A 25,508-nucleotide genomic window follows, 5' to 3' on the forward strand; every position below is an offset into this window, starting at 1 on the left:
CCATCAGATGATATTTAACCGACAAGACAGTAAACAAACCATCCTGATTGTGGATGATGAACCAGTTAACCTTAGAGTATTGAAAAAAATACTTGAGGACCAATATCGGCTGATTTTTGCCAAAAGTGGTGAAGAAGCCCTACGATTAGTGCAACGAGAGCTGCCCAACTTGATTTTGCTCGATGTCATGATGCCTGAGATGACCGGATTTGAAGTGTGTGAGCAGCTTAAAGCTGACCCACTGAGCAAAGCCGTGCCGGTTATATTTGTCACCGCATTGAACGATGAAGTTGATGAAGCCAAAGGATTTGACGTAGGTGCGGTTGATTACATTACTAAGCCTATCTCCACGGCCGTCGTTAAAGCTCGCGTTAAAACCCATTTATCATTAGTGCAAGCGGATGATTTGCGCCGTACCCGTTTACAAGTCATTCAACGTCTAGGCCGTGCATCAGAATACAAAGACAATGAAACCGGCATGCACATTATGCGCATGAGTCATTTCTCTAAAATTATTGCCTTAGCCTATGGTTTTTCAGAGTTTGCTGCAGACAATTTACTCCACGCTGCGCCTATGCATGACATTGGTAAAATCGGTATTCCCGACAGCATTATGCTTAAGCCCGGAAAACTCACCGAAGCAGAATTTACCATCATGAAAACCCACCCAGAAATAGGTGCTGAAATTCTCGGTGATTCCGATTCAGATTTAATCGCACTGGCTAAAGTGGTATCACTGACCCATCACGAAAAGTTTGACGGCAGCGGTTACCCTAATGGCTTAAAAGGCGATGAAATTCCGATTGAAGGACGTATTGTTGCTATTGCAGACGTATTTGATGCACTTACCAGCAAGCGTCCTTACAAAGAAGCCTGGACAGTAGAACAAGCGATGGATTTTATTGAAAGCCAAAGCGGACTTCATTTCGACCCAGATTTAGTGGTGTTATTTCAACAATGTTTACCCAGTATTTTGTACATTAAACAGCGCTGGCAAGATTAATCTTCAGCATTCAAATGGGTTTACATCACCTGTAATTATACTCTTTTAATATCATCGCTAAATCGATAACTGAGCCAGCTCTGCTGGCCTTTTTGTTTTTCATTTATAGGATTTTTATGACATCGGCAAACAATACCGCATTGGAACTCAATCGTAGTGGAATATTAATCGTACTTGCTCTGGGAACCTTTATTTTAGGGTTATCTGAGTTCTCAATGATGCCCATGCTGCCGCTCATTAGCGAAACCTTTGCCTCTACGCCATCACAAAGTGGCTATGCGATTAGTGCTTATGCCATCGGTGTGGTGGTTGGTGCGCCCATTTTAATGCTGACCACCGCCAATATGAAAAAACGCCACGCATTAATGATTTTTTTAAGCTTAATGTTTGTTGCCAATGGCTTAAGTGCTATGGCAACGTCACTTGAACAACTCATCGCATTTCGATTTTTAAGCGGCCTGCCCCACGGCGCTTATTTTGGTGCCGCTATTTTATTGGCCGCAGATATCGCGCCCCAAAATAAACGTGCCAGCTATATGTCAAAAGTGTTTATGGGTTTAACGATTGCCACTATTGTTGGTGTGCCGATTGTGACATTAGTGGGCCAAAACCTCAGCTGGCGCTACTGTCTTGCGGGTGCTTCTGCACTGGCATTGGTTGCTTTTATCTGTGTGTATGTTGTGGTGCCTAGCATTGCTAATAACCAACCCTCAAACTTACTCAATGAATTTAGCGTATTAAAAAATAAGTTAGTGTGGTCAATTCTCGGTATCGTGATCATTGGCTTTGGCGGAGTATTTTGTTTATACACGTATATTGCAGACACTATTTTAGTGGTCACTAAAACCCCTGCTTACACCATTTCAATCGCCATGGTGATGTTTGGTATTGGCTGTACTTTAGGCAATTATGTGCTGGGTAAAGCGGCTGATCGTTCGGCATTAAAAACCACCGGACTCGCGTTAATATGCTGCATCGTATTTGCCTTTGCTTATGTGAATGCCAGCTACAATATTAACCTATTGTATGTGGTGATATTCTTTATCGGTTGTAGTGTAGGGTTAGCCACGCTCATTCAAAGTTTATTAATGGATGTGTCACCTAATGGCCACGCTATGATTGGTGCGTTAGTGCAATGCGCATTCAATACCGCCAATGCTATCGGCCCTTGGCTTGGGGGCATCGCCATTGCCAATGGCGCAATGCCAAACGAAACGGGCTATGTCGCTGCGGCACTGTTTATGGGTGGATTTATGATGTGGGTGGTTAGTTATCTGCAAATGAACAACAAACAGACTCCGCTCGAGCCCTGCAATGCCTAAACATTAACGACCAATCATGCCATCTTATTGATGGTGTGATTGGCTATACTGCCAACAAAATACCACTCATTGGGTTATCGGCATATACTCTGGGTTTTCACCATTAGGTTTAATCGGTTACGTCAAATGTGGAGATATTATTCATCCACACTAGACCAAATCCTAGCTTGACTCGTATTGAACGTTATCAGCCACATAACTAGATTGAGACAGACGATGTTTTCATTTTTAAAATCAGATCCAACTAAAAAACTGCGTAAAACCTACGACCAAAAACTCGAGCAAGCCATGCAAGCACAGCGTAAAGGCGACATTAAAACTTACTCGTTATTAACCGCTGAGTCGGAAAGTATTTGGCAAGAGATTGAAGCATTAGAAAAATCGAAAAAATAACTTAACGATTGAGTGGATAACTGACAATATTTTGAAATACTGCAGTCTTGGTTATCGCAACACTACCGGGATTGTTCATGATGAAATATTAAAAATATGCGTAAAAAAGAGTAGATACGAAAAATATAATGCCAGCCCTATAAGCATGCGTGATATGTGAGCAAACATCAGGAATGTGTTTGCAATACCGCCTATGCTAATGACTCAAATTCAATGGGAATTTGACGTGTCATTGGAGGCAACATTATGTGGTGGAGAGTAATCATCATTACGTTAGCTTTTCTATTGTTAGGCGCACACTTTCTTCGTTTTAGTCAAACCGAATGGGCTATCATCGCTGCTATCATGCCGTTGTTAATGTTTATTCGCCACAATGTCATTAGCCAACTACTTAAGTTCGCCTTAGTGCTGAGCGTGATTTTTGTTTGGGCTGTGACCACATTTAACTTTATTGATATGCGCATTACCCTGTCAGAACCCTGGCTCAGACTGGCAATAATCATGGCTGGCGTGATGTTATTTACCTTATTTGCCGCTTTTTGCACTAACGGCCTAAACCATAAATTACGTCACTAATCCAATAAGTTAATTAGTCCGAGACGCTCACTAATCCAAAGCATTAAAAACAAGTTCATTAACGCTTTGGCATCAGCCATTTTTTGATACTGACTCTGCGATAAAGTAGCAATCCAACAAACAGCGCAATATAAATACTCGGCTCAATAATCTCCGACTTTACCGACCAGTAAAAATGGATCGGCGCCAACAGCGCAACCACATAAATCCAATTATGTAATGACTGCCATTGCTTGCCCATTTTGCGCTTAATCTTGTTTGGCGATGTTAACGCCAATAAAGTCACAATAATCAACCCGGCTGCACCGACTAAAATGTACGGCCGTTTAATCACTTCTTCAAATAATAATCCCCAAGCAAACAGTAAGTCTAAACTGACAAAAGCACTAATATGCAACAGTGCATAAGCAAATACATACAAGCCGACTAAACGCCGAGTTTGCATCAATGCAGCCATTTTAAACCGTTTGGCAATAGGTGAAATAAGCAAGGTAGCCAGTAAACTGTTTAGTGCCCCCATGCCGGTGTAATGGATAATATATTGCACCGGATCGCCACCGGCATTATCTGTTAGCACTAACGCTACAAGATACAATGCAGGCAATAAAAATACGATGTGCAACATCACCTTAAGCCAAAACACACCACGGGGGCTTAAACGCATTAGTAAAGCTTCCTTAAATCCATGTTTTTATATAAATCGGCAACAAAATCACCATAGCCATTGAACATTTGTGTAGGAATGCGCTTAGCCGAAAAGAGTCCGCCTTCACCAATGCTTCGCTCACTTGCTTGTGACCAGCGCGGATGATCCACTTCAGGGTTGACGTTGGCATAAAAGCCATATTCGTTTGACGCCAGTTGATTCCAACTGGTGGGCGGTTGCTTATCCATGACTCGAATACGCACAACTGATTTAATGCTCTTAAAGCCATATTTCCACGGCACGACTAAGCGAATGGGTGCGCCATTTTGTGGCGGTAAGGTTTTACCGTAAAGGCCAACCGCTAAAAACGGCAGTTCGTTCATAGCCTCAGCAATGGTTAAGCCCTCAACATAAGGGTAATGAATACCGCCGCCCATTAGACGACTTTTTTGCCCTGGCATTTGCTCTGGATCAAATAAGGTTTCAAACGCCACATGAGTAGCATTGGATTTAACCCCTGCTTCTTTCAATAGTGTTGCCAGTGAAAATCCAACCCACGGAACCACCATCGACCAGGCTTCAACACAACGTAAACGGTAAGTTCGCTCTTCAAGGGCGAAACGCTTGGTTAACGCTTGTAAATCTAACGTAATCGGCTTATCGACAAGACCATCAATCACCAATGTCCATGGGTCGACGTTAAAACCTTGTGCATTATCATATGGGTCAGACTTACCGGTACCAAATTCATAAAAATTATTATGACGAGTAACTTTATCTTCTGGCGTTTTCACATCTGGCAGAACAAATTGACGCGGCGTTGAATAATTTAAGCTTTGAGTGGTAAAAGGGTTCTTCGCTTTTTGCTCGCCAAACAAATCAAATATGCCCGCTTGCACCTGCCCAGGTAAACTGGCGCCTAATGCCCCTAAACCTAATGCTTTTATAATATTGCGGCGGTCATTAAACACCGACTCTGGCGTCACTTGATTGTCTGCGACATGCCATGGAGCTCGTTGTAATATGCCTGGAGTAAATCGGTTTTTACGCGCCATGGATCACCTCTTCAAATGCCGTCATTGGATTAATATTATAAATTTTTGCCTTATGTCACTATTAGACAGGTAAGCTTAAGTATTTATTTCAATTTAACTCAAAATAACCTTAATTCGTATTTATAAACAACTTGGTATCAACGACTATACGGCTTGAGCGTTGGATTAGATTTAAATTTAATCATTAACAATAAAAAATCATCAAATCCTGATTTTGCCTCTTGCAGGCAGTTATTAGCCGTGCGACCCTTAGCCATTATTTTCTATCGGTTTTTGTTATGCCTTTTGCTGTGTCGTTAACTCCTCCTCAAATTGCAGCGCTGATTGCGGTCGCGTTTCTTGCCTTTTTAATTGGTGCACTCATCAACCAACGGTTAACTCGTCAGCGTTGGGAGCAATTAAAGCTTCAACACGAACAAGAAAATCTCACGGCAGTGAACGAAGCCCACGCTGAATTGGCCAGATTACAAGATACGCTCGATGACAAAATCGATCACAGTAATCACCTGCAAACTAAAATTGAGAGTTTGATTTCGCAACTATCAACCGCCGAAGCCAAAGCGGATCGCGTCTACACCGTAGAACAGCAATTAACAGACACTCAGCATCGCCTGATGGAATCTCAACTTAACCTTGCTAAGTCAAATGCTGTCCAGCAAACCATATTGGTTAAAGCTGAAGCCGAGCAAAAATCATTAGAAGACAAAATCGCCTTACTTGAGTCAGCCGAAGAGCGCCTTAAACTGCAATTTGAAAACTTGGCTAACCGCATTTTTGATGAGCGAAGCGAAAACTTTAAACAACAAAATGTCTCGCAAATGGACGGCGTGCTTGGGCCGTTAAAGCAACAGCTTGAAGGCTTTAGGCAACAAATCCAAGAGTCTTACACTCATGAGCAATCTGAACGCAGTGCGTTAAAACACCAGTTAGACCACCTGCGCGAGCTCAATATGAAAATGAGCCAGGATGCCATTAATCTCACAAAAGCTTTAAAGGGTGATAATAAGCAGCAAGGCAATTGGGGCGAAGTCATTTTAGAGCGTGTACTACAAGAAAGCGGCCTGCGTGAAAGTCACGAATACCATATTCAACAAGATTTAAAAGACGATAACGGCAAACGATTTAAACCCGATGTTATCGTCCACCTGCCAGAACAAAAAGATGTGGTGATTGATGCAAAAATGTCACTCGTGAGTTACGAGCGCTACTTTAATAGTGAAGACAAAGATATTCGTGAACAGGCCATCAAAGAACATGCTCTGTCGATTAGGCAGCACATTAAAGGGCTGAGCCAAAAGGATTATCACAAACTGCATGGGCTTAAGAGCCTTGATTATGTGTTGATGTTTATTCCTATTGAGCCCGCCTTCTTGTTAGCCATTGAATACGACCCTAGCCTGGTTAACTTTGCCCTCGAGCATAATATTATGCTGGTTAGCCCGACTAACTTATTGGTAGCATTGCGCACCATTAACAATATTTGGCGCTACGAATATCAAAACCAAAATGCCCAAAATATTGCCAAGCAAGCCAGTCGAATTTACGACAAGCTCTGTGGCTATTTAGAAGACATGGAAAAACTTGGCCGCGCATTAGAAGGCGCCGACAAAAGCTACCAAAGTGCGATGGCGAAATTGTCATCCGGCAAAGGTAACTTAATCCGACAAGCGCATTTTATGCAGCAACTTGGCGTTGATACCAGCAAGCAAATTGACCGACAACTGCTTAATAAAGCATTGGACGAGTCGGTAGAAACCGCGGCTGAGCAATCAATGTAATAAACAAGACCAGTGCAATAAAAAAAGGCAATAAAAAAAGGCAATAAAAAACTAAGATAATAAACACAATCGGTAGCATAAATATTGCGATTAACGAGTAGATTAATCTTTATTTAATCAATGCACGCAATAGTTAAGCTCACACGTAAGTAAACCATATATATTATTATCGCAAACGATGTATTGAGGCGGAGATTCTCATTTAAATGCGTAACACTTTGGCTAACACTTTATTCACCGGCTTGTTGATCCTGGCCTCGCCTTTGGCTTTTATCAGCCAGGCCAGCGCGCTTACGCAGCAACAACAAACCTATCTTGATGCGCGCAAAGCGTTGGATAAAAAACAGCTGGGGCAATATGAAACCTTACGCAAGCAATTAGCCGATTATCCGCTAACCGTTTACCTTGATTACCACGCCACTATTGACCAAATCGTTCAATCGCCAGGCAATACTGCGCTTAATGCGATTAATCAATTTGATACCACGCCGTTGTATAACAATGCCCGTTATCGTTACTTGCTCAATGCCGGTAAAAAGCAGCGCTGGCAAGATTTTTTGGTGATTTCACCAAACACTCCAAACGATATCCGTCTGCAATGTTATTACTACCAGGCACAGCTTGATGCGGGCAATAAAGACATGGCATACCAAGGTATTGAACGCTTATGGGTTTATGGTTATTCACGCCCAAATGAATGCGACCCAGTATTTGATAAGTGGACCAAAGCGGGTTATCGCACTCAAGAAGTTATTTGGCAACGCTTGCTACTGAGTTTTCATTCAGGGCAAAGCAGTTTATTAAGTTATTTATCACAAAAAGTAACCACCCACAGTCGCGAAGCTAAATTGCTTATGTCGGTGTATCGTGATCCTAATACTTTGCGCCATATGAATAAGTTTACTAGTTCAAAACCGATTGTCGGCGATATTGTAGATGCGGGTTTACGCAAGCTTGCTCAGCGAGATTTACATCAAGCTATTAAACTCTATGTTAAATACCAAAAAGCCAATCGTTTTAGCGATACTGAAAGTAGCGAATTAAACCGTTATTTAGTGCGCAGAGCCTTGATCAAACAAGACGAGAAATTGGTTAATCATATCGACAATATGCTGCCGCTGTTAGATTCAGACGACTTATATGAAATGCGTATGCGCTGGGCCCTGCGTGAACTTGATTACACCACGCTCAATAAATATTTAGCCTTATTAAGCGACCAGGGCAAAGCCAATCCGCGTTGGATGTACTGGCAAGCCAAAATGACCGCACGCAAAGATAAAACCAAAGCCACAGAATTACAGTCGGCGCTCAGCAGCCAACGTAACTTTTATGGTTTTAGTGCCGCTGAAGCCTTAGGTAATCCGCTGTCGATGAACAACGATAACTTAGCCCCAAATTCAGAGCTGCAAAAACAGCTCGACCAAGATAAAGGCTTAGCTCGTGTTATTGAGTTAATGGCGCTAGACAAACGCATTGATGCTCGTAATGAGTGGGTTTATTTAATGCGCCGTCACAATAGCGAGCTCACGGCACAATATGGATTATTTGCACTGCAACAAGGCTGGCATGGCTTTAGTGTAGAGTCGAGTATTCAAGGTAAGCTGTGGGACTCTTTAGCCCTGCGTTTCCCGCTGGCAGCCAATGATGAATTTATCAAAGCCAGTAACAAATATAACCTCAATATCGATGAGATCAGAGCGATATCGCGCCGCGAAAGTGCGTTTTACCCTTATGCGACATCGGGCGTAGGAGCACGTGGTTTAATGCAATTAATGCCTGCAACAGCAAAAGAAACTGCGCGAAAGAACAAAATTGCTTATAACGACGTAAAAGACTTATACGACCCTAACGTTAACATTATGCTCGGCAGTGCCTATTACAGTGAACTGCTAAAGCAGTTTAGCAACAACCGAGTACTGGCCACCGCTGCGTATAATGCAGGTCCTGGTAGTGTTCGCCGTTGGTTACGTGCATCAAACGGTACGTTAGATGCCATGACATTTATTGAAACGATTCCATACACCGAAACCCGAGAGTACGTGCAAGCCGTATTAAGCTATCGCATGATTTTCCAACAAAATGGTCAATCAAATGACAGCATGTTTAGCAGTAAAGAGCTAAGCGACAAATACTAGATTTACACCCGCTCTCAGGGTAACGTTACAGATTGATGTGCTTTTTCACCATCAATCTGTAACCCACCATTTAGCTACAACCTCAATTGATTGAGGTTAATACACTGGGAGCGTTTGTGTCGCAATCAACTATCGAAACCTTAATCTCACAGCTTGGTAAAGTATTATTAGGTAAACCTGAGCAAATTAAGCTCGCGGTTGCCTGTATCCTTGCCAAAGGTCACTTACTGATTGAAGACTTGCCTGGCATGGGGAAAACTAGCTTATCTCAAGGCATTGCCAGCAGTTTAGGCATGAGTTATCAGCGTATCCAGTTTACCAGCGACATGCTGCCAGCTGACATTCTTGGCGTGTCAATTTACAGTAAAGAGCAGCAACAGTTTGTGTTTCATAAAGGGCCGGTATTTAATCAAATGCTGCTTGCCGATGAAATTAACCGTGCCAGCCCTAAAACCCAAAGCGCCCTGCTTGAAGCCATGGCAGAGCAACAAATTACCATCGATGGTATAACTCATCACTTAAGTTCACCGTTTTTTGTCATCGCCACCCAAAACCCGTTAGATCAAGCCGGTACCTTTCCGCTACCAGAATCACAGCTTGATCGTTTTATGATGCGAATTTCGATTGGTTACCCAAGTCATGACGCCGAATTGGCCATGCTAAAAACCCACACTCAAGCCACTAAACAAGCAGCGTTGGCTCAATGCATCACCCCACAAGAGTTGTTATTACTTCAACAACAAGTGGCACAAGTGTCGGCGTCGGATGCGGTACTTAATTACCTTATCGCCTTAGTCGATTTTTCACGTCAGCACGATGTTGCAAGCGGTTTATCGCCAAGGGCCAGTATTGCACTGTTGCAAGCCGCAAAAGCATGGGCGTTTATTAATCAACGTCAATATGTGGTACCAGAAGACATTCAAGCGGTATTTGCTTCGGTTGCAGAACATCGTATTCGCAGCAGCAGTCAGTTTCAGGGTCAGGCATTGTCTGACACTATCCTTGCTAGCGTTAACCCCATTCGCTAACGCCAAGGGGCAACCGTTAACATGAGCAAACATAACGCCAACAAAGCTCAGTCAGGTTATAGCAAACCGTCGTGGCTACAACGCCTTATTCCAGCGTCAATGACTAAACGTTGGGATCGTTGGCTCACCAGGCGTTTACCGCCGCAAAAACACATAACCTTAAGCCATCGCAGTATTTTTATTTTACCCAGCGGCTTTGGTGTGTTTTGGATGGGGCTAATTGTGCTGCTGTACTTGTTTGGCACAAACTATCAAAACAACTTGGTGATTGGCTTAAGTTTATTGCTAGCCAGTGTGTTTCACACCTGTATTATTTACAGCTACAAAAACCTTGCAGGCCTCAGCTTTAATGCCGTCAATCCACCCATTGCCTATGCAGGCGACAGCACACCTTTTCCTATCATGTTAACCGGCAATACACGCAACAAACATAAAGACACCACTCATCAACAAATCTGTTTGCAGTTTAGCCAGCAGCGCCATGTGCGCTTAAAACACATGGAGCAGCAATCGATAGCGACCGTACCGTTTGAGCATCCCAAACGTGGGCACTTAAATCCCGGTCGCATTAAAGTGTCATCCAATTTCCCTCTAGGCTTGTGCCGCGCCTGGTCGTATATAGACCTTGATATTCATCATGTGATTTTTGCCAAACCCGAAGCCAGTGACATTGTGCTCTCTAGCCAAGTGAGTGACAGCGACAGCCAATATGAACATGGCAAATTACGACCTGGGGTGGATGATTACAAAGGCCTACGCGCTTATGTTCCGGGAGAATCACTCAAACAAGTGGCCTGGAAACAATGGGCGCAAGACAAAGGTATGTTGTCAAAAGAATTTGCCGAGCCAGAAGGCTTACCCGTGTGGTTAACCTTGGCCAATACCAATGGCAAAGATATAGAGCAGCAACTTAGTCGTTTAGCCTGGCAAGTGGATAAACTCAGTCAAACACAGCAAATCTTTGGCCTCGTACTTGGGCAAACTGTGATAAACCAACACACAGGTGAATCTCACCGTATAGCCTGCCAAACGGCTATTGCTACCTATCAAGGTTATGCCAGTATCAATCCTGACTTTACCTCAGGCTCAGCTAACATCGATGCAGAGGCGACATAATGAAAGATAACTTTGACGCCATCATCAGCCGTAATACCTTGTTTTGGTTATTAGTAACTAATGTTGCCGTATTAAGCCCGCTGTATGAACAAGCCACGCTCTGGAGCATCGGCATTTGTGCTATTTGTTTTGTTTGGCGAGTCGGTATTTACCTGGGTAAAGTGGCGGCACCGCCCAAGTTATTAGTGACATCACTGGCCATCGGCGCGGCAACGACCCTCGCATTAGTCTCATCTGAAATCGGTTTACTGAACGCATTAGTGAACTTACTGATTTTAGGTTATGCCCTTAAATACATCGAAATGCGTGAACAGCGAGATGTAAAAGCCATCGTATTAGTTGGGTATTTCTTAATTGCTCTTACCTTACTCGACCAACAAGGCATGCTTAATACCTTGCACTTGTTAGCCGTGGTCGTGATTAACACCGGCATTTTAATCAGCGTATACCAAGACAAATCCAATAAATTCGCCAACCTTGGATTTAGCGTTAAGTTGGTGCTTCATAGCTTACCGTTAGCCATATTATTGTTTATCGTATTTCCACGCTTGGGCCCATTGTGGATGGTGCCCAACATGAAATCGGCCACCACTGGCTTGTCTGATGAAATGTCTTTTGGCGATATTAATAAACTCACCCGCTCAGCAGAATTGGCTTTTCGCGTCGGTTTTGACAACCCAGACGGCACAACCCTAGGCCCTGCCAATCAAGATTTGTACTGGCGTACCCTAGTGATGGAAAACTATGACGGTAAAACATGGCGCCAGGACCCGAGCATTAAAAATATACAGCGCCAAGCTTATTTTCAAAAACCACAACGTGATAAAGCCGTAATAACGGGGCAAAACCGTAAAATTGAATACGTGGTGATTAGCGAGCCAAGCCATCAAAAATGGTTATATGGTCTCGACGAAGCCTTTAGCGACAACAGCCAAATGGTTGAGCTGCCAGACTACCGCTTGTATTCACTCAGGCCGGTCGATCAGCGTATGAGTTATCGCGTTACTTCTTATCCAGACAATGTCATGGAGCTAACGTTAAAAGACAATACCAAAAAGTTGAATTTGGCTTTGCCACCCAACAGTAATCTTAAAACCCAAGCCTTGGCACACAAATTTGCGCAAGATTATCCCGAGCCACAAGCGCGCATGAACGCGATGATGAATTACTTTGCCGAGCAAGCTTATTACTACACGTTAAGCCCACCGACAGTGGGCGAGCAGCAAATTGATGACTTTTTATTTGAAAACCGCGCCGGATTTTGTGCACATTACGCCTCGGCATTAGTGTTTATGGCCCGCGCAAGCGGCTTGCCTGCCCGTATGGTGACCGGTTATCAAGGCGGCGAATACAATCCTCAAGCAGGCTATTACAGTATTTATCAATACATGGCCCATGCATGGACAGAAGTGTGGTTAGAAGGCCAAGGCTGGCAGCGTTTTGACCCAACCGCCATGATTGCACCACAGCGAATTTTAGATGGTTTTGATGCCACATTCGACAGCCAAAGTAGCTACTTGCAAGACAGCCCTTTTAGCGCCTTAAGAATGAAGCAATACCCCTGGCTTAACGATTTACGCCAGCAACTCTCTAGCCTCGATTATTATTGGAGTGTATGGGTTCTGGGCTTTGATGAAGACCGAAAACAGCAAGTGTTATCAAAACTGCTTGGCGAAGTCACCAGCAGTAAAATTGCCTTAATGATGATTTTTAGCTTTATCATCATTGCCTTAGTAATTGGTTACTATGCCGGATTATTTACTCAAAATACCTTGCAAGATCCGCTGAACAAACGCTATCAGTTGGTGTGTCAGCGTTTAGCTAAACGAGGTATACCTCGCCCACAAGGCCAGGCACCACAAGATTACGCTAACGATGTAGTGGCACATCTCAGTGGCAAGCATCCACGTTTAGCGGCCGACTTTAACGCATTAAGTCAGGCCTTTATGGCACTCAAATATCAACCGCTGACGCCAGAACAAAGCCAGCAACAACAGCAACAATTTATGCGCTTATACCGTAAATTACGCCTACGTTTATTGCGCAGTTGATCCGCTGCATAAGTTGAGTAAAACTATGCACATTTGTTCAGCAAACAGCAGGCTATATTATCAATAAGCACAGTTTTGATTGATGAAATTCTCTAGAGTCCATAGAATGAATTAATGTCGAATCAGCGAGTGGCTCATGCTTACCTTAATTCAATCAAATCAAATGGAAGTGTTATCGCAACAGCTAGCAAAACTGCTGGCGATTAGCTCCGATAGCCTGAGTGTATTGAGCGGTGAACATATTCTGGTGCAAAGTCCCGGAATGTCGACCTGGTTACGATTAGAAGTGGCCAGGCACAATGGCATTGCGGCGGCGCTGACCTTTCCGCTGCCATCGAGTTTTACCTGGCAGTTATGCCATGACTTACTGCCCAACGTGCCAAAAGATAACGCGTTTACTAAAGCGGCAATGACCTGGAAATTAATGGATTTATTGCCAAGTTTGCTAGACAACAGCGACTTTAGCCCATTAAAGCAATATTTAAGCCCGCAGATCAGCCCAGACAACAATCTGAACGACGCATTAGTCATCGATCTCGAAGCGACAAGTAGTGCCGAAGATGCCAGTAAAACCAGCCACACACAGCAAACTAACGACACCGCTCATGAGGCGATTAAGTTATTTCAATTATGTGGCCGTATTGCCGATATTTTTGACCAATATTTGGTGTATCGCCCTGAGTGGATTTTAGCCTGGGAGCAAAACCTGCCTCTGAGCCAAATCAATAGCCAACTTGAACTCGATGACAATCAACGCTGGCAACCTATATTGTGGCGCGCGCTGGTCGATTATAATCGCCACCAGCTACAAGCCAGCCATTATCATCGCGCTAATTTACATGCCGACTTGCTGGCTGCATTGATAAACCCTGACACCGATTTATCCATGTTACCTGAACGCTTATATGTGTTTGGTATTTCATCCATGCCGCCACAAACCCTTGAGGTGCTTTACCATTTAGCCTCAAGAATAGACGTGATCATGTTGTCGCTAAGCCCGTGTCAGCATTATTGGGGCGACATAATCGAGCCCAAAGCCAGAGCGCGCATGGCACTGCAATATGCCAACAAAAAACAACTCGATCAGGGCTGGGAAGACAAGCTTGAAGTGGGTAACCCTTTACTGGCCAACAATGGTCAAATGGGTCGCGAATTACTCGATTTAATGCTCAGTTTGCCGCCCGAGCACACCGACTTTGGCTACGATTGTTATGTTGAACCCACACCAGACAACTTACTGCATGGCGTGCAATACGATATTTTACAAATGGAAACCCTCGGGCAACCATTAGGGCCAGATGCTGATATTTACTTAGACTTGGGCGCCAGAAGAGAACTCCACACTAACGACAATTCAATTACCCTTCGCAGTTGTCACAGTGCCTTAAGAGAAGTCGAAACCCTGCACGATCATTTGCTTGAGTTGTTGTCTAGTGACAGTAATTTACGCCCTAAAGATATTGTGGTGATGATGCCAGATGTCGCAGCATATGCGCCGTTTATCGACGCCGTATTTGGCACAGCAAACAGCCAATACTTTGCCGACACCAATCCACAAAAAGGCGACTATTACCTGCCCTACGCCATTGCCGATCGCGGCGCAGCGCAAGAGTCACCGCTTATTAATAGCTTTTTAACGTTACTTAATATCAATCAGAGTCGCTTTGGCTTAACTGAGATTGTCAGTATTTTAGAGGTGCCGGCTATTTTACGCCGTTTCGATCTCGATGATGACGAACTCTCGCTTATTCGCCGTTGGTTAGATCAGGCCAATGTTCGCTGGGGCCGCGATCAAGATACACGCAGCCAATTAGGCGTGGCGCCCTTTGCGCAAAACTCATGGGCATTTGGCATTAAACGCTTAATCTTAGGTTATGCGTTTAACGACCAGGCGGAGATATATCGAGACACCTTAACCGTACAGGGTATTGAGGGGCAGTCTTCGCAAGCGCTGGGTAAATTGCTCAACTTTTTAGAAACCATCGACACCTATTACAACTTATTTGCCGGCGACTTTAGCACCCAACAACGCTTGGCCCAATTACAGCAATTATTGGCAGACTGTTACGACACCAATGATGACGAACGCGAGCAAATCCAAGCAATACGTGACGCCTTGGTCGTATTAGAAACCGAGCTTGAAAGCGCCGGACATCAAGGTCAGGTCAATATTGAAGTATTAAAGCAATGGTTTAACCAACGCCTTACCGAGTCTCGTGTTGGCCAACGCTACCTTGCCGGCAGCATTAACTTTTGTACCTTAATGCCAATGCGCTCAATTCCATTTAACGTCGTGTGCTTATTAGGCATGAACGATGGCGTATACCCTCGAGTGCAACATCCTGTTGGTTTTGATTTAATGGCTCACTTTGGTCCTAAAAAAGGCGACCGTTCACGCCGTTTAGACGACAGATACTTATTTTTAGAAGCGCTGCTATCAGCCAGGCAACAACTGTATATCAGTTATATTGGCCACAGCGAACGTGACAATGCCGAGCGTATCGCCTCGATGTTGGTCTCTGAATTAATTGAATATTGCCAATTAAGCTATTTACCCTCTACTCTTAAGCATCAGCTTGAACAAGGTCATGATGTCAGTAATGATGACGCCGACAATCACGTGTTACAGCAGCTGATCCAAGCACAGCCATTACAGCCGTTTGATGCTAAATTATTTCGCATAAACCGCAGCAACAACCCACTACAGCAAAGCTATAACTCACAGTGGTGTCCACCCGCTAAACAAGGAACGATTAGTATGCCATTTTTCAAGCAACCATTGCCATTATCAGCCGAACAAGCCGACGAAGTGTTTGCCCATACTCATATTGATAACCAAGGCATTAAAGTGGTCGAATTAGAGCTGTCATCGCTAATCCGCTTTTATCGAAATCCAGCTCAGTTCTTTTTTAATCGCAGTTTAAAAGTGGATTTATCATTAGATATTCAAGCAGACGATAACGATGAGCCATTCAGTCTCAATGCATTAGAGCGCTTTATATTGCAATTATCGATGATAGATAATGCCATCGACAATAAACTGAGTGTGCCTAACGACGCGCTGATTAACCGCCTTAAAGCGAGTGGTGAGCTGCCAATGGCACCGTTTGATAATATCTTACTCGCCCAATATCAACGCGACATTGTGCCATTGATTAATCGGGTGCAATTTTTGCAAGACGAGCAACCGATGCATACGGTGAATGTCGACCTTAATTTCGACTTAAATCTCGAGTCAGCCACTGAAGATAACGCCTCAAAAATTCGGGTTAATTTGGTTGGCCGCATAGACGATATCTTGCCAAAAGGTTTAGTTAATTATCGCCCGGGCACCGCACATGGCCGCGACTTTATTAGAGTGTATTTACGTCACTTATGCCTTAATGCCATGGCAGATCAAGTAGTGCCAACTGCGCAACATAAAGCCAAACAAGGCTACAGTTACTTACTCGACATTGGCCACTTTCACGCTTTTGCGCCAATAACCGCCGAACAAGCCCGCGAACAACTGATGCGCTTTATTGTGTGCTTTATTCAAGGCCAGCGCCAACCACTGTGCTTTATGCCTAAAACCGCCTTTGCTTACGCAGAAGCTGAAGGTGAGCACGAAGATAAACTGCTTAAAGCCGAAGCGAAATGGGACGATGGCCAAACCCAATTTGGCGAAGCCTTTGACCCACATAATCAGCGTTTATTTAACTTCCCCGATGATTTTAGCCAGGAAGGTTTTGGCCAATTGGTCGAGCATTTATTACAGCCCATGATAAGCCTGTATCACAAAGATAAATTGGCAGAACTTGAAAGCTTTGTCTCTGAAAGCGCCTCGAAAAATGTTGTAAAATCGATTGCCCCGAAGGCTTCTGGAACTCAAGAATGACGTTAGCCGCCCGCGATAATAAAGTCAGCGCGTTAAATGCTCTAACTCTGCCTTTTGCAGGTTCAAGCTTAATTGAGGCCAGCGCAGGTACGGGCAAAACCTACACGATATCGGGTTTGTACTTACGTTTATTACTCGGCCATGGTGGCAATTCACCACTGAGTTGTGAACAAATTTTGGTAGTGACCTTTACCAATGCCGCAACCGAAGAACTGCGCGACAGGATCCGCAAACGTATCAACCTCGCGTTTAAGCGTTTTTTAGGCTTAGCGATTGACGATCCGTTTATTGAACAGCTATATCAAGACATTAGCGAAGATGAGCGCCCTATCGCGCTTCGCCGCCTAGATTTAGCGTTAAAATCGTTAGACGAAGCCGCCATTTTTACTATTCATGGTTTTTGTCAGCGTATTTTATCCGACATGGCTTTTGAATCCTCACTCCTATTTGAGTCAGAGTTTACTCTTGATGACAGCGAATTTTTACATCACGCCGTGCGCGATTTTTGGCGTGAGGTCTGTTATCCATTGCCACCTTTTTTAGCCGAAGCCATTAGCGATAAATTTGCCGAACCCGATGCGCTGGCACAAAATTTACGGCCATTACTTGGCGCCAGCCAGGCTCAATTATCAAACCAACCAATGGCCTTTGATAAACTGAGTTCAGAGTTGAGCGTAAGCCTAAATCGCTTTAGCTTACTGTGGAAATCTCAGCACGAGCAAACCTTAACATTACTGCATAAACTGCCACTCAACGGCCAACGTTTTGGTAAAGCAAGTGATGGTTACCCCAAGCTTGCCAAGGTGTTTGACGACATAAGCAACTGGGCAACATTCGGTCAGGGATTGCCGCCGATTAAAGCCTTAGAACAAATTGCATTATCTGATCTTAAGCTCAACAAAGGCGGTGTACTGCCCAGCGCAGCTGAAGCACCCTTGCTTGAACATATCGACAAGTTACTTGAGCTCATTAATCAATTAATTCCGTCATTTTTAGTGCGCGCTCGTGAAGGGATCCGCCAGCGTTTTACCGGGCAAAAGCAGCAACGCAACTTAATGACGCCCGATGATTTGCTACTCAGTTTAGCTATGGCATTAAGCCAAAATCCGCACACCTTGGGCCAGGCAATAGCCAAGCGATTTCCGGTGGCATTAATTGATGAATTCCAAGATACCGATCCGCTGCAATTTACTATTTTTAACCAGGTCTACCAGCAACCACTGGCCTCTCAACTTGAACTTGTGGCAGAGAACAGCCTTGAGCAAGATGAATCAAACAACCTTGAGCAGATTGAAGCAAACAGCCCTGAACAAGCTTTGGATAACCAAGCAAACAGCCAGCAAACAGGCAAGCTCAGTTTGTTAATGATTGGCGACCCTAAGCAAGCCATTTATGCCTTTCGCGGCGCCGATATTTACACCTATATTGCCGCTAGGCAGCAAACACAAGCACACTATAATTTAGAGACAAACTATCGCTCATCAACCAAGTTAGTTAACGGCGTCAATCAATTATTTAGTCAGCACAGCAATCCGTTTATTAGCGATGAAATTCCTTACGACCAAGTCAATACGCCACCAGCTTCGGCTCATAAGCTGCTAAAAGAAGCCAATACAGACCTAAGCGCGTTACGGATTAAATTACTCGCCGAAGACAGTGAACTTGGCTTAAATAAAGCCATCGCCCGACAAATACTTGCCGCCGATGCCGCCAGTGAAATAAAACGCTTATTAACCGAAGCGCTGCAAGGGTTGTGCACCATTAACAACAAAGCGCAATCTCAACCACTCATAGCAAAACATATTGCCGTGTTAGTGCGCGACCGTAACGAAGCCGCGGTGATGAAAGCTGAGCTATCAGCACGTAAAATCGGTGCGGTATTTCTAAGTCGCGACAGTGTATTTAACACCCTAGAAGCGCGCGAAATGGCGCTGTTGTTGTACGCCCTCGCCACCCCAAAAGATGAGCGAGCCATCCGTGCAGCCCTCGCTACCGAGTTAGTGGGCTACAGCGCGCTGCAAATTCATCAATTTAACCAGGATGAAGAACAGCGCCAGCAAGTGCTCAATCAATTTATTCATTGGCATGAGCTATGGCTTAAACGCGGCGTGATGCCAGCGCTGCTTAACTTTGCTAGCGAAACCCAATTAATCCACCGTTATCTGTCGCAAGCAGAACAGCTTAAAAGCGAACACATTAACGATACTGACGACAGTGACACGACAGCAAACAGCAAAGGTTCGGGCGAGCGCCGCCTTACCGACTTTAGGCATTTAGCCGAGTTACTGCAGCAAAAAGCCACCGAACTTGACGGCAGTAGCGCTTTAATCAATTGGTATGAGCAACAACTCATCGACACTCAAGGTGGCGATGAGCAACAGCTGCGCTTAGAGAGCGAACAGAACCTGGTGCAAATTGTGACGATCCACAAAAGTAAGGGGCTTGAATACCCGGTGTGTTTTGTGCCATTTATCAGCCTCGCCAGAAATAACAGCCGTCGTCCGTCACCGATGTTGTATCACCAAAATGAGCAACTAGTGTGGGACATAGACGCTACCGATGAAGGTTGGGAACAACTTAAACAAGAAACCCTCGCCGAAGATTTGCGCTTATTGTACGTAGCCTTAACCCGGCCGATTTATGTGTGTTATTTATACATTGCCAATCAAAGTCGCAAGCTCAAAGCGGGCATCAGCAGCCAACTGCACGAAACCGGAATTGGCTATTTATTGGGGATTATCGACAAACATACTGAGTTTAGTTTAATCAAAGCGCAGGTCGACAAAATCGCCACAATTGATGCCATCAGCGTAAGCCAAATAAGCGACAACATTGATACCTCGGTTTTAGCCAGCATAGATGACAGCGATATGCATTTAAGCGCTAAACAGGTCACGCGTAAGCCAAGTTTAGCCTGGCGAGTCGGCAGTTACTCAGGCCTCGTGAAACACTTGCCCCATGAGCGCGTCGCCCCGGGTGCTGATGATGAAGACTTTAGTGATGAGCTGCTGCAATTGCAGCTACAAGATGACGAACTCATTGAACCACAACTCGACCGCTTTAGCTTTGAGCGAGGCGCTAACGCCGGTAGCTTTATGCATTTGGTATTAGAGTTGTTTGATTTTACCCAAGCAGACACCGAACTTGCTGGCGCACTGCAAAAAGCCATGAAGCAATACGGTTTTGATGAAACATTATGGTTTAAACCGTTAAGCCTGTGGTATCAACATATCTTAGCCACACCGTTAGCCAAGCATCAATCGGTTCGCAATGACTCAGATGCCATTAGTCTAATGCAATTGCCGCCAAAACAAACCAGTGTCGAAATGGAGTTTTATCTGCCTATTTCGATCTTACAAGCGCAGCAACTCAACCACATTTTACAGCAACACGGCTATGTCGCCGGGCTCGACTTTGATACCTTGCAAGGCATGCTAAAAGGCTTTATCGATTTAACCTTTGAGCACCAGGGTCGCTATTACATTGCCGATTATAAGTCTAACCACCTTGGCGACAAGTTTAGCGACTATAGCGAAAGCACCATGGCACAAGCCATTAATAGCCACCGCTATAACTTGCAGTACATCTTGTATACCCTGGCATTGCATCGTTATTTACGCTTACGCTTACCCGGCTATGATTACCAACAACATCTAGGCGGCTGCTATTACTTATTCTTACGCGGCATGAGCCCAGAACACCCTGGCAGCGGCGTGTTTTTTGACAAACCACCCCAAGCGTTAATTGAGCAACTCGACAGCCTATTTAATGGCGATGCGACTCACGCTGTTTTGGAGACGCCAACATGCTAATGCTCAGTCAACCTATCGATTTATTGCTTAAACAATGGCAACAACAGCGCTTATTAACCCCACTTGACCGCCATTTTGCTCTTGAGCTGGCCAGTATTGAATCTATGCCAGCTCAAGTATCGGCTGACGCTTCTGTACAGAACACAACAGCTAATACTGAAAACGTGCAACAGCCATTGCAGCCAGATAACAGTTCAACATCGCTGTTTTTGTTAGTGTGTGCGTTATTGAGTCAGCAGCTGTCTAATCAGCACAGCTGTTTGGTTATAGAGCAAATTAATTTAGCCAACCCAATGGCAGAAGACAGCCACAAATATGCGCAAATTAATTGCCAAATTAGCCTAAACCACAGTCAACTGATTGAGCAAATCAGTCAGTTTGATGCCGTCGGTTTACCCGGTGACAATAAACCATTAATTTTAGAGCATGGCCGTTTATACCTTAATAAATACCACTTTTTTGAAACCCAAGTCGCCAATAAGCTGACCCAGCTTGCCAGCCAGCAAATCAGTATTGATTTAAGCCAAAGCCAATTGCCACAGCTTATCGACAGCTTATTTCCCACTAAACAAACGGATAATTCAGCCACTATCGATTGGCAAAAAATCGCCACTGCAACCGCACTCATCAACGCATTAGCGGTAATCACTGGCGGTCCTGGCACCGGTAAAACCACCACGGTAACCAAGTTATTATTGTTGCTGCTTACCCAATCGAGTTTAACCATTCGCCTAGTGGCGCCAACCGGTAAAGCCGCTGCACGCTTAAGTGAATCGATTAAAGCCTCAAAACAGCGTTTGCATAAAGAGTTGACCCAATTAGTCAACCAAAGCATTGCAACAGTGCTAATTGAAGCGCTCAACAACATTCCAGAAGAAGCCTCAACACTGCACCGGCTATTAGGCGTTATTCCTAACTCGCATCAATTTAGACATCATCAAGATAATCCATTACGGCTCGACTTATTAGTGGTCGACGAAGCCTCAATGGTCGATTTACCTATGATGCACAAGCTACTCAGCGCCTTGCCCGCTCATGGCAGACTGATTTTACTGGGCGATCAAGACCAGCTTGCCTCCGTTGAGGCTGGCGCTGTATTAGCCGACATTTGCATTGGTTTAAAGCATGAGCAAAACAATATGCCCTCACCTGCGTCTTCGCCGTGGTCAATGCGTTACAGCCAGGCCCAGGCGCAACAAATTGGCCAATTGACAGGCCAGGATGTGAGTCAATTTATTCACCCACAACCTAAAATCGGCGACAGCTTATGCATGTTAATGCACAGTCATCGTTTTAAAGGCGATGCAGGTATTGGCTTATTAGCAAATGCCGTCAATCAGGCTAACGTGGCTGCTATCCGTCAGGTGTGGCGCCAGCAACACGCCGAGCTGAATTGGTATGAACACCAACAAAACGCCCAAGGTGAAAACGCGGGAAAACAGCAATTACTGGCGCTGTCGGTACAGGCTTATGGTGAATATTTACAGCAAGTTAACGCCAATCAACAGGCAATTTTGGCATACTCTCAGCGACAAACTGACCGCGAGCAACACACAGATCCAGAGCAAAATGCACCAATTGTGTTACCACACAGCGAACAAGCCATTATCGACAGTTTTAACCAATACCGTATTCTATGCGCCATGCGCGCCGGTGAATTTGGCGTTGAGGGCATCAACATTGCGGTGACCGAAAGCTTAAAACAAGCCCGATTAATTCATGTTCAAGGTGAGTTTTACCTCGGCAGGCCAATCATTATTCAAAGTAACGATTACAACCTAGGCTTATTCAATGGCGACATTGGCTTAATTTTACAAGACAGTAATAAACCAGAGCACTTAATGGCCCATTTTGTCATGGCTGATGGCAGCTTATTAAAAGTGTTGCCCGCCAGATTGCCAAGCCACGAAACCTGCTACGCCATGACAGTACACAAAAGCCAGGGCAGCGAATTTGATAAAGTCAGCTTTGTGCTGCCCATACGCCCTAGCATCGCCCAATGGCAGTTACTCACTAAAGAGCTGGTATACACAGCCATCACCCGCGCCAAAAACCATTTTTATTGCCTCGGCAGCGCAAACATATTTGAAAAAGCCAGCCAACAGGCCACCTCACGCGCATCAGGTTTAGCCTGGCGATTGTGGGGCTGATTGAGTGGGTTAATTGTGTTGATCAATTGTGTCTAGGGATTGAGGAGATGATCAGTCTTCTCCTTTAACAAACGCCTGTGTCAGCAATGTGCATTTAAAGTCTTTAAGTCATAGCTTAGAAGAGATACCTATGGCAAAGATGGTGGTAAGCTAAAGAATTCGAGAGTCAACCCACTCACGCCGAGGCTCGAAATTTTTCAGCCGCTGCATGATCAATACCACTCAGAAAAGCTTTACGGACGAATAGCGAACGGCAGTGACAACGCTCTATTTGCTGGAGAAGGCGTATCTTCGAGACTAACGATTGTTTGCCTTGATCTGGCTATCTTCAAATACCATTTAGGAAGGGTAAATAAACCGTAGATTATAGTTTGATATTTAGCCAAATTCATGGGTTACCATGTTGATGGATGTATTAATATAGGCTTATTTTAGATGGATTACTTTTGAATATGAAACGTTTAATGCTAGCGACTTTAAGTGTCTTAATTTTAACGGCCTGCGGTAATAAGGTTTCACCTTCTTCCGAGAGGAACCTAGTTACGAAAATAGAGATGAATACTACTGAGATTAGCAGTGTTGAAGTTAACAAGGTGAATGGCGTCGCTCAATTAATTATTGCTGATCAGATTTCGGAGCAAGCTTCTACATACTGCAAAGCAAACGAAATAATCTACATTAATACTAAAATAAATAAAGTTGAACGTAATCCCAGCAAGGATGTAGCTTATAAGCTAACGCCTACCAACAACAGATTATCGATGTGCTTGGCCAAAGATAATTCATATTTAAGTTACCGCTACGGTAACGGCGATACTGTAACGCTTGAAAACAAAGCGACCACTGAGCTGCCGTTTAGTCGGTATTATCAGCAGATAGGCCGAATGGGGAAGGATATTTTATTTTTTAGTAACGGTACTTACTATTATTATGTGGGTATTTCTGGCGGGATGGGTCGCGGCATATCAATTGATGTTTATAAGGGAGATGAACTGATTTCGGAACTTTTCTCTGGTAATACTATCGGTGAGGATTTCTTTTTGGCACCTAATTTAATACTACCTTCAGCATTGTTTAGTGAAAAAAAACCTCCACATAAAAAAATGCAATAATCTCTTAAAAACTAATGAAATGATGGCATATATGGCCATGTTACTCCATCCACTCATACCGATGCCCAAAATTATCGTATGTTGGATGATCAATACCACATATCAATGCCTTACGGGCAACTCACGAACAACAGTGACAACGCTCTATTTGCAGGAGAAGTCGCATCTTCGAGGCTAAAGATTGTTTGTCTTGGTCTGGCCATCTTCAAATACCGTTTAGAAAGGATAAATAAAGCGTAGTTTATTGGTAAATATTTATTTCATCGAATTTGATGGCCATACCATTGATATTATTGAAATTAACTCATGTTCAAGGTGAGTTTTATCTTGGTAGGCCAATCATTATTCAAAGTAACGATTACAACCTAGGCTTATTCAGTGGCGACATTGGCTTAATTTTACAAGACAGTAATAAACCAGAGCGCTTAATGGCCCATTTTGTCATGGCAGCTGGCAGCTTATTAAAAGTATTGCCCGCCAGATTACCAAGCCACGAAACCTGCTACGCCATGACTGTACACAAAAGCCAGGGCAGCGAATTTGATAAAGTCAGCTTTGTGCTGCCCACACGCCCTAGCATCGCCCAATGGCAGTTACTCACCTAAGAGCTGGTATACACCGCCATCACCCGCGCCAAAAAACATTTTTATTGCCTAGGCAGCCCAAACATATTTGAAAAAGCCAGCCAACAAGCCACCTCACGCGCATCAGGTTTAGCCTGGCGATTGTGGGGAGACGTTGATTAAAATGATCATGCGTTAATGTTTAAATAATCCTTTTTGATAAGTGTAATTCAACGTCTTTAATGTTACTTTTTTGGCGTAAGAGCAAGAAAGTAATTTAACAGTTTTAACTAAAAGGACTTTACTACACATGAAGAACACCTTAGCCGCCATGACGTTGGCACTATGCTTATTGCCTGCAACGTCTTTTGCTCGCGATGATATTGGCAGCTACTCTATAGCTGATGCCATGAGCTCAGAGCACGCTAAAAATAAGCTTGGCAACAATATTAACTTTTATTTTGGTGATCAAGCTTTTAGTGAACCCTTGCAGAAAATGGGTGAGTTTAGCACCAGTAAAAAAACCAATGCCTTTAATAAAACCGATTTAGAGGCCTGCCACTGGGTGTTTCTATCGGCAATGATAGCCTTAAAAGATCGGGCAATAAAAGAAGGCGGGAATGCGGTGGTAGAGATTAAATCAAACTATAAACATAACCTCACCAGCAGTAATGACACTTTTCAATGTGGAGCTGGCGCATTAATGGCTGGTGTCGCATTAACCGGTAAAGTCGTAAAACTTTAATTTATATCGTTAGCGCTTTTAATTTTACACAGTAAAAATAACCATCAAACCATCAATCATCGTTTGATTGGTTATTTTCTTGTGAGCGATTGAGGATAACCAATCTAATTTACGGTATCCTTAGTGTAAATAGTTAACCGCAGCCT

16 protein-coding genes and 1 pseudogene are annotated in these 25,508 nt (G+C 44.1%); 15 read left to right on the forward strand and 2 right to left on the reverse strand.

The annotated features are described in order from the left end of the window. Positions 1–7: 7 nt before the first annotated feature. The 4 genes from AC19MX_RS08505 (at position 8) to AC19MX_RS08520 (ending at position 3,294) form a co-directional block, all read left to right on the forward strand. The gene (locus tag AC19MX_RS08505) at positions 8–1,003 is read left to right on the forward strand and encodes a response regulator (protein WP_498297634.1); all 996 of its coding nucleotides are present in this window, start codon (positions 8–10) and stop codon (positions 1,001–1,003) included. A 116-nt stretch (positions 1,004–1,119) separates the two neighbouring features. Then, positions 1,120–2,325, forward strand: a complete 1,206-nt coding sequence (locus tag AC19MX_RS08510; protein ID WP_498297635.1) for an MFS transporter — start codon at positions 1,120–1,122, stop codon at positions 2,323–2,325. A 216-nt stretch (positions 2,326–2,541) separates the two neighbouring features. Beyond that, positions 2,542–2,718 (forward strand): DUF6435 family protein, encoded by a 177-nt coding sequence (locus AC19MX_RS08515; RefSeq protein ID WP_160053294.1) that lies wholly within the window; start codon positions 2,542–2,544, stop codon positions 2,716–2,718. A 246-nt stretch (positions 2,719–2,964) separates the two neighbouring features. Further along, on the forward strand, positions 2,965–3,294 hold the full coding sequence (locus AC19MX_RS08520) for a hypothetical protein (protein WP_498297636.1): 330 nt from the start codon (positions 2,965–2,967) through the stop codon (positions 3,292–3,294). A gap of 58 nt (positions 3,295–3,352) precedes the next feature. Here the strand turns inward: AC19MX_RS08520 and msrQ are convergent, their stop codons facing one another. Next, complete coding sequence (gene msrQ, locus AC19MX_RS08525) at positions 3,353–3,958, reverse strand: protein-methionine-sulfoxide reductase heme-binding subunit MsrQ (RefSeq protein WP_498297637.1); 606 nt, start codon at positions 3,956–3,958, stop codon at positions 3,353–3,355. Then, positions 3,958–4,995 carry a protein-methionine-sulfoxide reductase catalytic subunit MsrP gene (gene msrP / locus AC19MX_RS08530; protein ID WP_498297639.1) on the reverse strand — a complete coding sequence of 346 codons (1,038 nt, stop codon included), beginning with the start codon at positions 4,993–4,995 and terminating at the stop codon, positions 3,958–3,960. Before msrP ends, msrQ begins: the two co-directional genes overlap by 1 nt. A 278-nt stretch (positions 4,996–5,273) precedes the next feature. On the opposite strand from msrP, the gene rmuC reads away from it, so the two are divergent. The 11 genes and pseudogenes from rmuC (at position 5,274) to AC19MX_RS08585 (ending at position 25,362) form a co-directional block, all read left to right on the forward strand. After that, entirely contained in the window at positions 5,274–6,773 is a 1,500-nt protein-coding gene (gene rmuC / locus AC19MX_RS08535; RefSeq protein WP_432399804.1) for a DNA recombination protein RmuC, read from the forward strand. A 206-nt stretch (positions 6,774–6,979) separates the two neighbouring features. Continuing rightward, positions 6,980–8,908, forward strand: a complete 1,929-nt coding sequence (locus AC19MX_RS08540; protein WP_498297641.1) for a transglycosylase SLT domain-containing protein — start codon at positions 6,980–6,982, stop codon at positions 8,906–8,908. 116 nt (positions 8,909–9,024) lie between these two features. Further along, entirely contained in the window at positions 9,025–9,936 is a 912-nt protein-coding gene (locus AC19MX_RS08545; protein WP_432399806.1) for an AAA family ATPase, read from the forward strand. A 21-nt stretch (positions 9,937–9,957) separates the two neighbouring features. Beyond that, complete coding sequence (locus AC19MX_RS08550; protein ID WP_498297643.1) at positions 9,958–11,052, forward strand: DUF58 domain-containing protein; 1,095 nt, start codon at positions 9,958–9,960, stop codon at positions 11,050–11,052. Further along, positions 11,052–13,103, forward strand: coding sequence for a transglutaminase TgpA family protein (locus AC19MX_RS08555; protein ID WP_498297645.1), 2,052 nt, complete (start codon positions 11,052–11,054; stop codon positions 13,101–13,103). Before AC19MX_RS08550 ends, AC19MX_RS08555 begins: the two co-directional genes overlap by 1 nt. 136 nt (positions 13,104–13,239) lie before the next feature. After that, on the forward strand, positions 13,240–16,980 hold the full coding sequence (gene recC, locus AC19MX_RS08560) for an exodeoxyribonuclease V subunit gamma (protein ID WP_498297647.1): 3,741 nt from the start codon (positions 13,240–13,242) through the stop codon (positions 16,978–16,980). Continuing rightward, a complete protein-coding gene (locus AC19MX_RS08565; protein WP_498297648.1) occupies positions 16,977–20,792 on the forward strand; it encodes a UvrD-helicase domain-containing protein in 3,816 nt (1,271 codons plus the stop codon). Before recC ends, AC19MX_RS08565 begins: the two co-directional genes overlap by 4 nt. Then, entirely contained in the window at positions 20,786–22,942 is a 2,157-nt protein-coding gene (gene recD / locus AC19MX_RS08570) for an exodeoxyribonuclease V subunit alpha (RefSeq protein WP_498297650.1), read from the forward strand. The genes AC19MX_RS08565 and recD overlap by 7 nt, the downstream gene beginning before the upstream one ends. A gap of 452 nt (positions 22,943–23,394) precedes the next feature. Next, the gene (locus AC19MX_RS08575; RefSeq protein ID WP_432399813.1) at positions 23,395–24,054 is read left to right on the forward strand and encodes a hypothetical protein; all 660 of its coding nucleotides are present in this window, start codon (positions 23,395–23,397) and stop codon (positions 24,052–24,054) included. Between the two features lie 314 nt (positions 24,055–24,368). Continuing rightward, positions 24,369–24,800 (forward strand): annotated as a pseudogene (locus tag AC19MX_RS08580) (ATP-dependent DNA helicase); the annotation flags it as partial. A 127-nt stretch (positions 24,801–24,927) separates the two neighbouring features. Beyond that, the gene (locus AC19MX_RS08585) at positions 24,928–25,362 is read left to right on the forward strand and encodes an excinuclease (RefSeq protein ID WP_432399814.1); all 435 of its coding nucleotides are present in this window, start codon (positions 24,928–24,930) and stop codon (positions 25,360–25,362) included. Positions 25,363–25,508 lie beyond the last annotated feature (146 nt).

The sequence above is a fragment of the Shewanella sp. MF05956 genome (assembly GCF_059758055.1).